Source organism: Komagataeibacter sp. FXV3 (assembly GCF_015155755.1).
Taxonomy (GTDB): Bacteria; Pseudomonadota; Alphaproteobacteria; order Acetobacterales; family Acetobacteraceae; genus Komagataeibacter.
Genome location: NZ_VWPI01000017.1, coordinates 1 through 13,529 on the forward strand (window position 1 = coordinate 1; position 13,529 = coordinate 13,529).

Genomic DNA, 13,529 nt, shown 5'->3' on the forward strand with positions numbered 1-13,529 from the left:
AAGTGGTGGCGGTGTCCGATTTCAGTGGCTCCACCGCCATGATGGGTGATTTCGTGCGCGAACATACCGGCAGCCGCATCCTGCTGGTTACCGAATGTTCCATGAGCGACAACCTTGCGGTGCAGTATCCCCAGACCGAATTCGTGCGCCCGTGCAACATGTGCCCGCACATGAAGCGTATTACCCTGTCCAATATCCGCCACGCGCTGGAAAACATGACGCATGAGGTCACGCTGGACCCGGAACTGGCCAGTCGCGGCCGCCGCGCCGTTGAACGCATGCTGGCGATATGACCTCCCTTCCGCCGCTGGGCCAGCTTGCCGGACAACCGCTGATCATCGGTGGCGGGCTGGCGGGCGTCATGACCGCGCTGTCTACCATGCGTCCGTGCGTGCTGGTCTGTCCGGGGCGGCTGGATGAAATACGTCCCCCCCTTGCCGCCAGCATGCTGGCGCAGGGCGGCATGGCGGCGGCCATGGGTGCTGACGACACGCCCGCGCTGCATGCGGCGGATACGCTGGCGGCGGGGGCGGGATTATGTGACGCCACGGTGGTCGATCGCGTAACGGCGGCAGCCCCGGCCGTGATTGAACGTCTGGCCGGTCTGGGTGTGCAGTGGGACAGGCAGGCCAATGGCAGCCTGCAACTGGGGCTGGAAGCAGCCCACGGGCGGCGGCGCATCGTGCATGCGGGGGAGGACGCCACCGGGGCCACCATCATGCGCGCGCTGGTCGCCTGCGTGCGGCAGACCCCGCGCATAACGGTGGTGGAACATGCCCACGCGCATGATCTGCTGATACGTGACAGTAGGGTTGTGGGGTGCGTGCTTGTTGCTGGCGGGCGGACCGTCACGCTGTCCACCCCGGCCGTCGTGCTGGCTACGGGTGGGGTGGGTGGCCTGTTTGCCGACACCACCAATCCCGCTGGCGTCACGGGCAGTGGCCTTGCCATGGCCGCGCGCGCGGGTGCCGTGCTGGGCAACATGGAATTCGTGCAGTTCCATCCCACCGCGCTTTCCGCCGGACCGGAAGGGCAGCGCCTGTCCCTGGTCAGTGAGGCCGTGCGGGGTGAAGGTGCGACCCTGATTGATGAGACCGGTGAACGCTTTACCGATGAACTCGCCACCCGTGACAGTGTCTCCCGCGCGGTCTGGCGTCACATAGTGGACGGCCACAGCGTTTATCTGGATGCCCGCACGGCGCTTGGTGCGGCCTTTTCACGACATTTTCCCGCCATATCCGCGCTATGCGCGGCCCATGGCATTGATCCCGCGACGCAGCCGATCCCCGTGCGCCCCGCAGCCCACTACCATATGGGCGGCATCGTGGTGGACCATATGGGGCGCACCGGGGTCACGGGTCTGTGGGCGGCAGGGGAGGTCGCGTGTACCGGCCTGCATGGCGCCAACCGGCTGGCCAGCAATTCCCTGCTGGAAGCCGTGGCCTTCGGCACATGGATCGGCCCGCAGATGGACGACGGCCTGCCGCAGGCCACAACCTTGCCTGATGTTTCACTTTTTCCGTCCGGTCCGGCCCCGTTGCCCGCATCGTTGCACCTGCGGCGGGTCATGAGCCGCCATGCCGGGGTGATCCGTACGGGTGAAGACCTGCGCAATGGTCTGAAACAGGTCATGTCCATCGTAAATACGGATGGCGGGCTGGTCTGTGCCGCGATCCTGCTTGCCGCCCTGTCGCGGCATGAAAGCCGGGGTGGCCATTTCCGTAGTGACTATCCCCATGCCGGGGCCATGGCCACGCCGTCGCGCTTCAGCCTGACGGATATCCACGCCCGGCTGGCGGAAATGCGTGATACGTTTTCCCCGGCCCTGAATGAAAGAATGCCCTCATGATCCATTCCCTGCCAGACATCATGCTGGAACCGCTCGTGCGTGCGGGCCTGCTGGAGGATCTGGGGCGCGCGGGCGATCTGACGACCGATGCGGTGATCGTGGACGGGGATGCCGTCGTTTCCGCCGTGCTGGCCGCACGGCAGGACGGGGTGATTGCCGGGCTGGACATGGCGCGGCTGTCCTTTGCGCTCATGGATCCGCGCATCGTGTTTGAACCGCATGTGCATGATGGTCAGGCAGTGACACGTGGCATGCGTCTTGCCTCCGTGCGGGGTCCCGCACGCGGCATCCTGTCGGGGGAACGGGTGGGGCTTAATTTCCTCTCGCACCTTAGCGGCATCGCCACCGCCACGGCGCAGCTGGTGGAACTGGTCCGCCCCTATCGCGCCAGCATCACCTGCACGCGCAAGACCATGCCCGGCCTGCGGGCGATCCAGAAATACGCGGTCCGGGCCGGGGGCGGCAGCAACCACCGCTTCGGGCTGGATGATGCCATCCTGATCAAGGACAATCATATCGCCTTTGCCGGCGGGATCACACCTGCGGTGCAGCGCGCGCGTCATGCCGCGGGACATCTGGTGCGGATCGAGCTGGAGGTCGATACACTGGCCCAGCTGCGCGAGGGGCTGGAGACCGGCGGCGTTGATGTCTTCCTGCTGGATAACATGCCGCCCGACGTATTGCGTGAGGCCGTGCGCATTGTAGACGGCCGCGCCGTGACCGAAGCCTCAGGCGGGATAACCCCCCAGACCGTCACCGCCGTGGCGCAGGCCGGGGTGGACCTGATTTCCCTTGGCTGGCTGACCCATACCGTGCGCGTCATGGATATCGGGCTGGATTACCAGCCATGATCCTGTAGGAAGGAAGCCGTTCATACAGGGGAGAACCACCATGGCGTCCACCACGACCACCCGCGCGGGTTATCTGTGCGCACTGCTGCTGGGAACCACCATCATGGCGGTGGGCGCGCAGGCCCAGCCCGACATGCAGCAGGCGCAGCAGCGCGCCCAGCAGATGCAGCAGATGCAACAGCAGTTCGGGCAACAGCAGATGCAGATGCGCCAGCAGGAACAACAGATGCATATGCAGCGTGACCAGCAGATGCAACAGATGCAGCAGCAGTTCCGCCAGCAGCAGATGCAACTGGACCAGCAGGAACGCCAGATGGGCAACCAGCCCGGTGGCCGTGAACAGGTCGCCCACCAGCGTGAACAGTTCCGTATGCAGCAACAGCAGCAGGAACAGCAGATGCGCCAGCAGTTCCAGCAGCAGGACGAACAGCTACGCCAGCAGCGTTTCCAGATGGAACAGCAGCAGGATCAGCAGCGCAGGCAGATGATGCCGGGGCCGCGGAACTGGTAAAAAGCCGGTAAGGCATAAGAAATTTTCTGGTGAAGATTTTTTCAAAAAGCCTCGGGAAACGCCGCCTTTTTGGGAAAAGGCGGCACCCGTAAACTTTTATTATTTTCTATCCTGATCCTGTCCCCAGTATCATTTTTCCATCATTGCAACAGGTTCCGCAATGGGCGCGCGGGGTAGTTCCTGCAGGTTGATGCGGACATCCCCGTCACGCATTTCGTCGCGCAGGGCGCGGGTCATGTCGCGTATGCTGTCATGGTGGGTAAACAGCAGTACCTGTGTTGTACGGGCAAAATCAGCCAGTACCCGCAGGGTGCCCAGGCTGCGGGCGTCATCGAACTGGACCAATAGGTCATCAGCGATGAAGGGCAGGGATTCGGCTGATTTACAGTAGGTTTCCACGCTGGCCAGCCGAAAGGCCAGGAAAAGCTGGTCGCGGGTGCCCGCACTCATCATCATGACCGGTACGGTGCTGCCGTCGTGGCGCACGCCATGCACAACCGGTTCATCATGCGCATCAAGTTCCGTCCTGATGCCGGTAAAGGCCCCCAGCGTGGCAAGGGACAGGAACTGCCCCGCGCGCGTGACCAGCGGATCCTGCTGCGCCGCCCGCACACGGTCAATCGCATCGGCGATCAGTTTGCGGGTCAGGGTCAGCCGGGAATATTCCTCCACAATCTGGTGCAGGCTGGCAATGGCGGCCTCGCGTCGTGCAGCGGCCTGCTGGGCATCCGTGTTGTGTTCGAATGCACGCAGCGCCATGTCCTGTTCCTGTTCAGCACGTACGGCGTTGTCACGCAGGCGTTGCAGGTCAGCCAGGCGGTCATGGATCCCTGCTATTTCCGCCTTCAGTTCCGGCAGGTCACGTCCATCCAGCGCACGTTCCAGTTCGGCGGCGGACTGTCCGTCCGTCATGCGTGACAGGGTGTCGCGCGCCTGCGCATGGTCGTGGTCCAGCCGGTCGCGGTGAGCCAGCCGGGCAGCAAGCTGGCGCAGGGTGTCCATGCTGTCGGTATGCGTACGGATCATCAGCGCATCAATGGCTGTGCGGGCGTGCGACAGGCTGGCTTCGCTATCGATCACATCCTGATTGGCCGCAGCCAGCGCCGGTTGCAGGGCTTCGCGCTGATGCCGGGCTTTTTCCGCGGCCTGCCACTGGCGGTCCAGTTCCTCGGCCGCCGCCACCCCGTCCTGTGGCAGCGGCAGGTGCTGCCGCATGGTGTCGAGAACCTGCGCCAGCGCCTGCTCGGTCGTGTGGGCCTGCGCGCGGGTTTCATGCAGTTCCGCCAGCCGTTCGATATGCGCGGGGGCCGCCGCCCATTCGGTTGCAAGGTCACGCGCGACATCGGGCAGGGCGTCTGTCGGAAGGCCGATGGCCTGCATGGCGCTGGCCCATTGCTGCTGCCATGCCTGCCGGGCGGCGGTCAGGTCCGTGCCCTGCTGGCGCAACTGTGCCTGTAGCGGGAGCAGTTCATCCAGTTCACGCTGCAACCTGCCGTATTCTTCATGCCCGCTGGCATGCACACGCATGGCGGCGGTGGTGGCTTCAACGCAGGCAGGCAGGTCCAGCGCGGGATCAATCCCCAGCCGCCCGGCCAGCCGCCGCAGCCGATCGCGCACCGCATCGGGGCGAATGCGTTCTTCTGCCAGTGTCGCCCGTTCGGCTGCGACCTGTTCGGCGTCAGTCAGTACCTGCGCGCGCTGCTGTATGAATGCCAGCAGGGCTTCGGGTGTTGCGGCACGGGATTGCAGGGCGGGGAAAGGGGCGATGAATTCCTGCCACTGGCGGGTAAGCTGCTTTTTCACCTCGGCCCGATTGTGGTCATGGAAGGCAATTTTTTCCATGCAGTGGCTGATGTCGTGGCGCAGCCCCTCGATCCGGGCAATACGGTCCGCCTGTGCCATCAACTGTGCCGACAGGCTGTCTGCCCGTTCCATGGCGGCGTCCAGCGCCACGGCACGGACCTGGCGTGTGGGCACGGGCGTGTCATGGTCGGGATGCAGGTAGGTCGCGCGGATTTCCTGCCACAGCGTATCACGCTGCGCGCGTGCGGTTGCCAGCATGTCCGGTGTTATGGAACTGCCTGCCTGTTCCAGTCGCGCAAGCTGGGGCTGCAACGTGGTCAGGCGTTCGCGTTCCGCCGCCAGCGTGCTGGCCAGACGGTCGTGTTCAATGCGCAGTTTATGCTGGGCCTGCGTGATATGCTGCACGCCATCGGCCGTGGGGCAGGGCAGGTGGCGCAACTGGTCCACCGTATCCGCCCCCAGTGCCTGCACCTGTGCCGCAAGGCTGGCCTGACGCTGGTCCAGTGTTGCAGTACGTAGCGCCAGCCGCTTCATTTCCGTGGGCAGGGCAGCAAAGGGGGCCGTGTCTTCATGCAGTGCCAGGTTGTGACCGGCGGCCCGCAGGCTATCCATGCGGCGCTGTTTCTGCGCAATGGCAAGGTCCGTCTTGCGGACTTCCTGTTCCAGATTGTCGTGCTGGTTGCGCCATCGGGCCTGTGTGTCAGCCATTACGCGGATACCGTCCAGAACCGTACGGTCTGGCATGGACTGGTACAGATCGGCGTCCGCACCCTTGCCCAGCCGCTGGCGTAGGCTGGCCAGGCTTTCATCTATGCCGCGCCATTTTTCGTCCTGCGCGGCCTTCTGCGCACGATGCTGGCGGACGGTCTGGCCAAGGCGGATGGCCTGCATGATGGGATCGCGCAGGGTGGCAAGGGCAACCTGCACCGGGGAGATGGCCGTCTGCTGCCGCAATTGCGTGGCCTGCGCCACGGCAGCCTCATGGCGGGTCGTGGCCGCGTCGCATGCTTCCAGCGCGGTGGTGATGGCGGTCGCCATGCCCGCGGGTAGTGCGGCAAGATCGGCCTGTGCGCTCAGTTCATCGTGCAGCCGACTGATGTCGCGCAGCACGGGTACGGCTTTTTCCAGCCGTTCGTAGTGGGCGTGCAGGCGGCGCAGTTCGTCCTGTTCATGGCTTATGTCAGTTTTCTGCTGGCGGGCTTCGTCACGCAGGCGACAGTGTTCGGTATAGGCGTCATGGCCGAGCGAGGCTTCCCTCAGGCTGTCCCTTGCGGCGTTGAAGTCATCCAGCGCCCGGTAGAACGCGCGTTCTACCCCACGTCGCGGGGTGAACAGGGCATTGCGGCGTGCGTCGATTGCCTCCAGCCGTTCCACAAGGGCGCGCAGGCCGCCACCGGCTTCCACGATCAGACGGCCGATATCCCCGTTCGCCCGCAGCAGTGCCGCACCACCGGAACGCAGGGTTTCGTCATTCAGCCCGAACAGCGCGGCAAAGCGTTCACGCGTCATCGCCCCTAGTGGCCGTGCCAGCACGCTGTCCGGCACCGCGTTGTGATCCGGGTCCTGCAAGGTGTTCTTGCGGCCCTTGTGGCGGCTCAGTTCCAGTAACTGACCGTCATCAAGCCGCACCTGCGCATCCAGCCGGATCTGCGCATTGCCAAACATGGCCCCGGCAGTTGACAGGTTGGGAACGCCGAACAGGAAATCCGACAGGGCGGACAGGCAGGTGCTCTTGCCAGCCTCATTGGGGCCATGGATGACGTGCAGGCCGCGGCCATCCCCGAAATCAAGGTCAAGGTCGGCAATGCCGCCATATTTGACAATGCGGAAGTTACTGATGCGCATTGTCGCTGCCCTCCGGGTTTTCCACCAGCGACAGGGCAAGGTCGACCGCACGTGCCGGCACGTCGTTGAGAATGCTTTCCCGCATTTCATCCGTCCGCGCCTGGGCGGGCACGCGTTCCATTACGATTTTCAGGATATCGGACAGTTCCGCCTGCAAGGCCTCCGGTGTGGCCGCCTGTCGTATGTCGGCCGCGATCCGGCCGCCGGTGGAGCGGTCCAGAACGGCAGGACGCACGGGCGGGCGGGTATGGATTTTCAGGCGTTCAAGCCATATCTCATCGGACAGGCTGGCCAGGATCGCCTCGATTTCCAACTGTATGTCATGCGTGTCACGGATCAGGTGGGCATGCAGCGGGCTTGCGCCGACCAGTTCCAGCCGCAGGGCAATCGGCCGCCCCTGTGCCTGCGCGATCAGGTCCTGGCCTGCGCGGCGGATGCACCCGGTCATGTCGGCCGACGTTGCGGCATGGGTCAGGTCCACGACCTCACTGGCCCAGCGCACGGCGTCAAGCACCTGATGGTCCACGGATGCGACATCCCCGCCACGCACCGTGACCAGTGATGCGCCCTTCGGCCCGGCTTCACGCGCGTGGCGTCCCTGCAGGTTGCCCGCGTAAACCACGTATGGGTCTTCATGTAGGATTTCGCGGGTGTGGACATGGCCCAGCGCCCAGTACTGGTAGCCATGGTTGACCAGTTGCTCCACCGTGCAGGGGGCGTAGGTTTCATGCCCCTCCCGCCCCTGGCAGGCGGTGTGCAGGATGCCGATGTTGAACAGGCCGGGCATGGGGGCGGGGTATTTGCGCGCGATATTGTCGGTTACGTCACGGCGGCCAAAGCTGCGGCCATGCACGGCAACCCCCAGATCCTCCATGACGCAGGTTTCGGCCTTGCTGGTGGCGAACAGGTGGACGTTGTCCGTTATATGCAGGTGTCTGGCGAAACGGTTTTCCGCATCATGATTACCAAGGATCATGAAAACGCGAATGTCCGCCTGCTGCAGCCGGGCCATGCCGTTGATGAAGAACAGGCCACACTGCGTATCGCGCAGGTCACCATCAAACACGTCGCCCGCCAGCACGACAAAGCGGCATTCGGTCCGGATGGCCAGGTCGACCATGTCATTGAAGGCACGACGCGAGGCATCGGCGATCAGGCGGGCATATTCGCCCGATTTTTCCGTCAGCCCCAGCAGTGGGCTGTCCAGATGCAGGTCGGCGGCATGAAGGAAACGGAATTCGTCCATGCCGCCATCGTAATCCATTGAAAGCGTAAGTAAATGCACCCCTTCCCCCTCGTGTCCGGAAGGGGAGGGGCATGCCTTGCGTACCGGTCAGGCCGTATGGTCGGTGATATCGGTGCAAATATACTTCATTTCCATGTATTCATCCATGCCATAGCGCGATCCCTCGCGCCCCATGCCGGACTGCTTGATGCCGCCAAAGGGGGCGACTTCGTTGGAAATCAGGCCGGTATTGTGGCCCACCATGCCGTATTCCAGCGCTTCGGCCACGCGGTAGGCGCGGGCATGGTCGCGGGTGAAGAAATAGGCGGCCAGACCGTATTCCGTGTCATTGGCCATGGCGATGGCCTCGGCTTCCGTATGGAAGCGGAACAGCGGGGCCACGGGGCCGAAGGTTTCTTCATGCGCGATACGCATGGCCGGGGTTGCGTCACGCAGCACGGTGGGACGATAGAACAGTTCGCCCGCATTATCGCGCGCGCCGCCGCACATGACGGTGGCACCGTGCGATACCGCGTCATTGACGTGTTCTTCCACCTTGTCGCGCGCCTTTGCGCTGATCAGCGGCCCGATGATGGAGTCAGGATCGCTGCCCGGTCCCACCTGCAGCTTTTCCACCACGCGGGCGAAGCGGGTGGCGAATTCGTCATAAATGCCATCCTGCACCAGAATGCGGTTGGCGCAGACGCAGGTCTGGCCGGCATTGCGGTATTTGGCGGCGATGGCGCTTTTGATCGCCTGTTCGATATGCGCATCGTCAAATACGATGAAGGGCGCGTTGCCACCCAGTTCCAGCGACAGGCGCTTGAGCGTGGGGGCCGACTGCGCCATCAGGATCCGCCCGACCTGCGTGGACCCCGTAAAGGACAGCTTGCGGATATCGGGGCTGGCGCACAGCGCCTTGCCCAGTGTCACGCCATCACCGGGCAGCACCTGCAGCAGACCGGCAGGCACGCCCGCCTGGTGTGCCAGTTCCGCTAGGGCGAGTGCCGTCAGCGGCGTGTCTTCCGACGGCTTGATGATCATGGCGCAGCCGGCGGCCAGTGCGGGCCCGGCCTTGCGGGTGATCATGGCGGCGGGAAAGTTCCATGGCGTGATCGCGGCACATACGCCCACGGGCTGGCGGATCACGCTCAGCCGGGTGGCCGGGTTGGTCGGCGGAATGACATCGCCATAGGCGCGCATGGCCTCGGCTGCAAACCACAGCAGGAAACTTGCGGCATAACGGATCTCGCCCGCCGCTTCCGCGCGGGGCTTGCCCTGTTCGGTCACGATCAGGGTGGCGAGGTCATCGACATTGTCCATCACCAGGTCATGCCAGCGCGTCAGGATCACCTGCCGCTGCGCCCCGGTGCGGTTGCGCCATTCCGCCTGTGCCGTAACGGCGGCGGCAACGGCGTGGGTGACATCCTGCGCGCCGCATTCGGCCACCTCCGCCACGACGGCACCGGTGGCGGGGTTATGTACGGGACGGCGTGCGCCGCCCGCCGCGGGGCACCATGTCCCGTTAATGAACGCATCCTTGCGGAACAGGGATGTATTGGAAAGGTGTACGGTCATTTCGGTCTCCGGTACATTGCGGTCGGGCGGTTTGGACAGGTTCAGGCTAAGGATTCTGCCAGAACCTGCTCGATGATTTTCATCCCTTCATCAATGATCTCATCCGATGCCGTCAATGGTACAAGAATACGGATGGTCGCGCCTTGCGTGCCACAGGACAGCAGGATCAGCCCCTTTTCACACGCCCGCGCGCAGATCGCGGCGGCGGCGCCCGCGCGTACGCCCGGCTTGCCGTGTTCTTCCAGGATGTCGAAGGCGATCATCGCACCCAGGCCACGTGCGCGGCTGACGGGCAGGAGTTTTGTGTTGGCATGCAGGCGGTCAATGTGGCGACGCAGGCTTTCACCAATCGTGTTGGCGCGTTCCACCAGCTTTTCATCGCGGATGATGTCCAGCACCGCCAGACCCGCCGCACAGGCCAGCGGCGCACCGCCATAGGTGCCGCCCAGACCGCCGGGGCCAACCGCGTCCATAAGTTCCGCGCGCCCGATCACGCCCGAAAGCGGCAGGCCACCGCCCATGGACTTTGCAACAGAGACAAGATCAGGCTGCACGCCGGAATGTTCGATGCCGAACAGGCGACCTGTGCGGGCGAAGCCGCTCTGCACTTCGTCGGCCACCAGCTTGATGCCGTGTTCGTCACAGATGCGGCGCAGGGCAACCAGCAGTTCGGTAGGCGCCACGCGGAAGCCGCCTTCGCCCTGCACGGGTTCGATAATGATGGCGGCGACGCTGGATGCCGGCAGATCGGCGGCGAACAGGAAGTCCAGCATGCGCAGCGTGTCCGCCACTTTCACCTCTTCCCCGTCAGGGAAGGGCAGATGATAGACTTCACCCGGCAGGGTGCCGAACGGGGCCTTGTATGGCTTGACCTTGCCCGTCATGGCCGATGCCAGCAGCGTGCGGCCATGGAACCCGCCGGTAAAGGCGATGATGCCGTTGCGCCCGGTGGCCGCGCGCGCGATCTTCACCGCGTTTTCCGTCGCCTCCCCCCCGGTGGAGAAGAAAATGGTCTTGGCCGGACCTTCAAACGGGGCCAGTGCATTCAGCTTTTCCGCCAGCGCGATATACGGCTCATACGCCGAGACCTGAAACGCGGTATGCGTGAAACGGTCAAGCTGCGCGCGCACGGCTTCCAGCACCTTCGGGTGGCGGTGGCCCACGTTCAGCACGGCAATGCCACCGGCGAAATCAACGTAGCGGCGACCTTCCACATCCCACAGTTCGGCATTTTCGGCCCGGTCGGCGAAAACAGGGGTGGATGTCGCCACCCCGCGCGGTACGGCGTGGTTGCGGCGGGCAAGAAGATCCTTGTTGGTCAGTGTCATGGCCTGTTTTCATCCCTGTGGGGTACATGGGGGCTGTGGGTACAGCCGTTTCGGTCATGTTCCACGTAACGGGTTCGCAACAGGGTGGGGAGGCGCTTTTTAAGCGATCAATGGTGACTGGATGTCACCACTTCCGCTTTATCCGCATGCAGTTGCGCTTCCAGCCATGTGCGCAGCATCACCATTGGCCGCGCCTGCCATGCCTGTTCCGTCGCGCGCAGGACATAGGCCCCCAGCGAGACATCATGCAGCGGGATGTCCGTAGTGGTGACCCGGACCAGGCGACCGGTCTGCAGGTCATCTTGCAGCAGGTAGGCATTGGCCAGTGCGATCCCTTCGCCCGCGCGCGCCGCCGCCAGCGCCAGATGCGCCTGCCATAACCGGCTGCATCCGGCCACGTGCGCGACCGCGACCGACTGTCCCGCAAACCACAGCCGCCATTCCGTATCATTGTCTTCAATCAGCAGCGGGGCGTGCAGCAGGTCAGCGGCCTTGCGCAGCGGATGGGCAAGGCGCTGCAGGCAGGCCGGGCTTGCGACCGGGAAAACCGGCGGCCGCGCAATCGGCAGGGCGCGTACGCGCGGTGCGATGGGGGCGGCGTTATGGTCGTTGATGTAGCGGATATCGGCATGCAGCACGGTGTCGATCCGGTCGGGATCAAACCGGCAGTCGGAATCAACGGGACGCAGCATCAGGTCCACACCGGGATAGGTCTGCCGGAAACTGGCCAGCCGTGGCAGCAGCCAGTGATAGGCGATCCCGTGCGAGCACGTCAGGGTTACCTGTGGCATCTGCCCGCGTATGTCCGCCGTGGCGCGGGCAAGCCCATCCAGCAGGGGGGCAATGCGGGTATGGTAATCATGCCCTTCGGGTGTCAGGCCACCTTCGCTGCGGTTGCGCAGGGCGACGCCAAGGCTGTTTTCCAGGTCGCGCAGGTGGCGGCTGACCACGGCATGATCCACCCCCAGTGCGGCCGCAGCACGACGGATGCCGCCGGTGCGCGCATAGGCCACAAAGGCGTTGAGGGCCGCAAGCGGCGGGATGTGGTAGCGCCATTCCATACGGTGTTGATGCTAGCATGAACGGGCCGGATCAAAAACAGCATGATCGCGCAATCCCGCTGCCGGGACCGCCTGCTGATCATGGGAAAGTTTCTGGTGAAGCGTTTTTTCAAAAAGCTTCAGAAAACACTGTCTTTCCGGGATAAAGGGGATGCCCGATAATTTCTGTTTCCATCAGAAAGGTATTTTAAATCCGGTGATTGCTGGGCCGGGATCCTGCAGGCGGCGCGGTAGTTCATGGCAAGGTGGATCGTTCCCCTTCCCATGGCAGGGGCATTCGGACAGTCACTGGTGAATGTCTTGGTTGTCGGATAAGACGGTGATGTTTCTTGTCTGGACGGATGTAGTGTGTTTCTGCGGCAGTTGACCTACCTGATAGCCCTTGACCGTTATCAGCATTTTTCCCGCGCGGCGGAAAGCTGCGGTGTCTCGCAGCCCGCACTGTCTGCGGCGATACGCCAGCTTGAAGCCGAGCTGGGTATTACCATCATCCGCCGCACCCGGCGTTTCAACGGCCTGACGGATGAAGGGCGGCGGGTGCTGGCTTGGGCGCGCCAGACGCTGGCGGCACTGGACGGATTGCGGCAGGAAGCGGCTTTCGCGCAGGAAGTGGCGGGGGGCACGCTGTCCATCGGGGCCATGCCGCCGGGGATGCAGGCCATCCCCCTGTTGCTGGAAAGCTTCCGCAGCGCCATTCCCGGCCTGCACCTGCAGGTCCGTATCGGGTCATGCGCGGATACCATCCATCGCCTGCGCCAGCAGCAGCTTGACCTGGGGCTGGTCTATCTGGACCAGATCGCGTCCGATGCGCCCTTTGACGTCCTGCCGCTTTTTACGGAGCAGCACGTGCTGGTGGCGGCCGAGCCCATTGTCCTGCCCACGGGGCGACGTGAGTGGGGTACTCTGGCCGATCTGCCCCTGTGCCTGCTCAGTCCCGAAATGCGTACGCGCCAGATCGTGGATGCCGCGTTCAGGGGGGCGGGGGTGACGCCCACCGTGGTGCTGGAAACAAATTCGCTGGAAGTGCTGTATGCGGAACTGCTGGCGGGGCGGCTGGCCAGCATATTGCCGGTCATGGCGCTGCCAACCCATACCGGGCATTGTCGCCTGCAGGTCCGCCCGCTTGGACCCTGTAGCGTGCCGGAGGTCGGGCTGGTGCGCCTGACCCAGTCCTTGCCGACCGCGCTGACGGCGCGGGTATGGGAAATTGCCAGCCATATGGACATGCGCGACATTTTTGCGGTTGGCTGAATACGGGTGTCCGGTCAGGGCGTGCGGTGCATGTTGCGCAGCACCTGCCGTTCAGCCTGCTGGAAGGCATTCCAGTCCTGCCGCGCGTCATTGTCATCCGTGGGGGTGGGCATGTCACGACTGCCGGTCTGCCCATGTTCATATCCCGTCGGGGATGACATGCCGATGGGCCGGTCGGAGCCGGGCAGCGGGGCGAAATGCGCCAATGGGGGTGTGGGGGGTATGGA

At 64.1% G+C, this 13,529-nt stretch carries 10 protein-coding genes and 1 pseudogene; 5 read left to right on the forward strand and 6 right to left on the reverse strand.

Annotated features, from left to right (window positions below; all coding sequences use genetic code 11):
• From nadA to F1542_RS01655, 4 genes are all read left to right on the forward strand, one after another.
• Positions 1–293: quinolinate synthase NadA (nadA, locus tag F1542_RS01640; RefSeq protein ID WP_193731487.1), on the forward strand; the 293-nt coding region annotated here is incomplete at its 5' end.
• On the forward strand, positions 290–1,849 hold the full coding sequence (locus F1542_RS01645) for an L-aspartate oxidase (protein WP_193731488.1): 1,560 nt from the start codon (positions 290–292) through the stop codon (positions 1,847–1,849). The genes nadA and F1542_RS01645, both read left to right, overlap by 4 nt.
• A complete protein-coding gene (gene nadC, locus F1542_RS01650; RefSeq protein WP_193731489.1) occupies positions 1,846–2,700 on the forward strand; it encodes a carboxylating nicotinate-nucleotide diphosphorylase in 855 nt (284 codons plus the stop codon). The genes F1542_RS01645 and nadC overlap by 4 nt, the downstream gene beginning before the upstream one ends.
• A gap of 40 nt (positions 2,701–2,740) precedes the next feature.
• Positions 2,741–3,211 (forward strand): hypothetical protein, encoded by a 471-nt coding sequence (locus F1542_RS01655; RefSeq protein WP_193731490.1) that lies wholly within the window; start codon positions 2,741–2,743, stop codon positions 3,209–3,211.
• Between the two features lie 129 nt (positions 3,212–3,340).
• On the opposite strand, the gene F1542_RS01660 is transcribed toward F1542_RS01655, so the two are convergent.
• The 5 genes from F1542_RS01660 to F1542_RS01680 form a co-directional block, all read right to left on the reverse strand.
• Positions 3,341–6,859: a YhaN family protein gene (locus tag F1542_RS01660; RefSeq protein WP_193731491.1), complete on the reverse strand. Its 3,519-nt coding sequence runs from the start codon at positions 6,857–6,859 to the stop codon at positions 3,341–3,343.
• Positions 6,846–8,105: a DNA repair exonuclease gene (locus tag F1542_RS01665; RefSeq protein ID WP_227672383.1), complete on the reverse strand. Its 1,260-nt coding sequence runs from the start codon at positions 8,103–8,105 to the stop codon at positions 6,846–6,848. The genes F1542_RS01660 and F1542_RS01665 overlap by 14 nt, the downstream gene beginning before the upstream one ends.
• A gap of 87 nt (positions 8,106–8,192) precedes the next feature.
• Positions 8,193–9,662, reverse strand: coding sequence for an NAD-dependent succinate-semialdehyde dehydrogenase (locus F1542_RS01670; protein ID WP_193731492.1), 1,470 nt, complete (start codon positions 9,660–9,662; stop codon positions 8,193–8,195).
• A 41-nt stretch (positions 9,663–9,703) separates the two neighbouring features.
• Entirely contained in the window at positions 9,704–10,990 is a 1,287-nt protein-coding gene (gene gabT, locus F1542_RS01675; protein ID WP_193731493.1) for a 4-aminobutyrate--2-oxoglutarate transaminase, read from the reverse strand.
• Between the two features lie 107 nt (positions 10,991–11,097).
• Positions 11,098–12,051 (reverse strand): LysR substrate-binding domain-containing protein, encoded by a 954-nt coding sequence (locus F1542_RS01680; protein ID WP_193731494.1) that lies wholly within the window; start codon positions 12,049–12,051, stop codon positions 11,098–11,100.
• Positions 12,052–12,399: 348 nt separating this feature from the next.
• Here F1542_RS01680 and F1542_RS01685 point away from each other — a divergent pair, with 348 nt between their 5' ends.
• On the forward strand, positions 12,400–13,302 hold the full coding sequence (locus F1542_RS01685) for a LysR substrate-binding domain-containing protein (protein ID WP_193731495.1): 903 nt from the start codon (positions 12,400–12,402) through the stop codon (positions 13,300–13,302).
• A 14-nt stretch (positions 13,303–13,316) separates the two neighbouring features.
• Here the strand turns inward: F1542_RS01685 and F1542_RS01690 are convergent.
• Positions 13,317–13,529, reverse strand: a pseudogene (locus F1542_RS01690) (hypothetical protein); the annotation flags it as partial.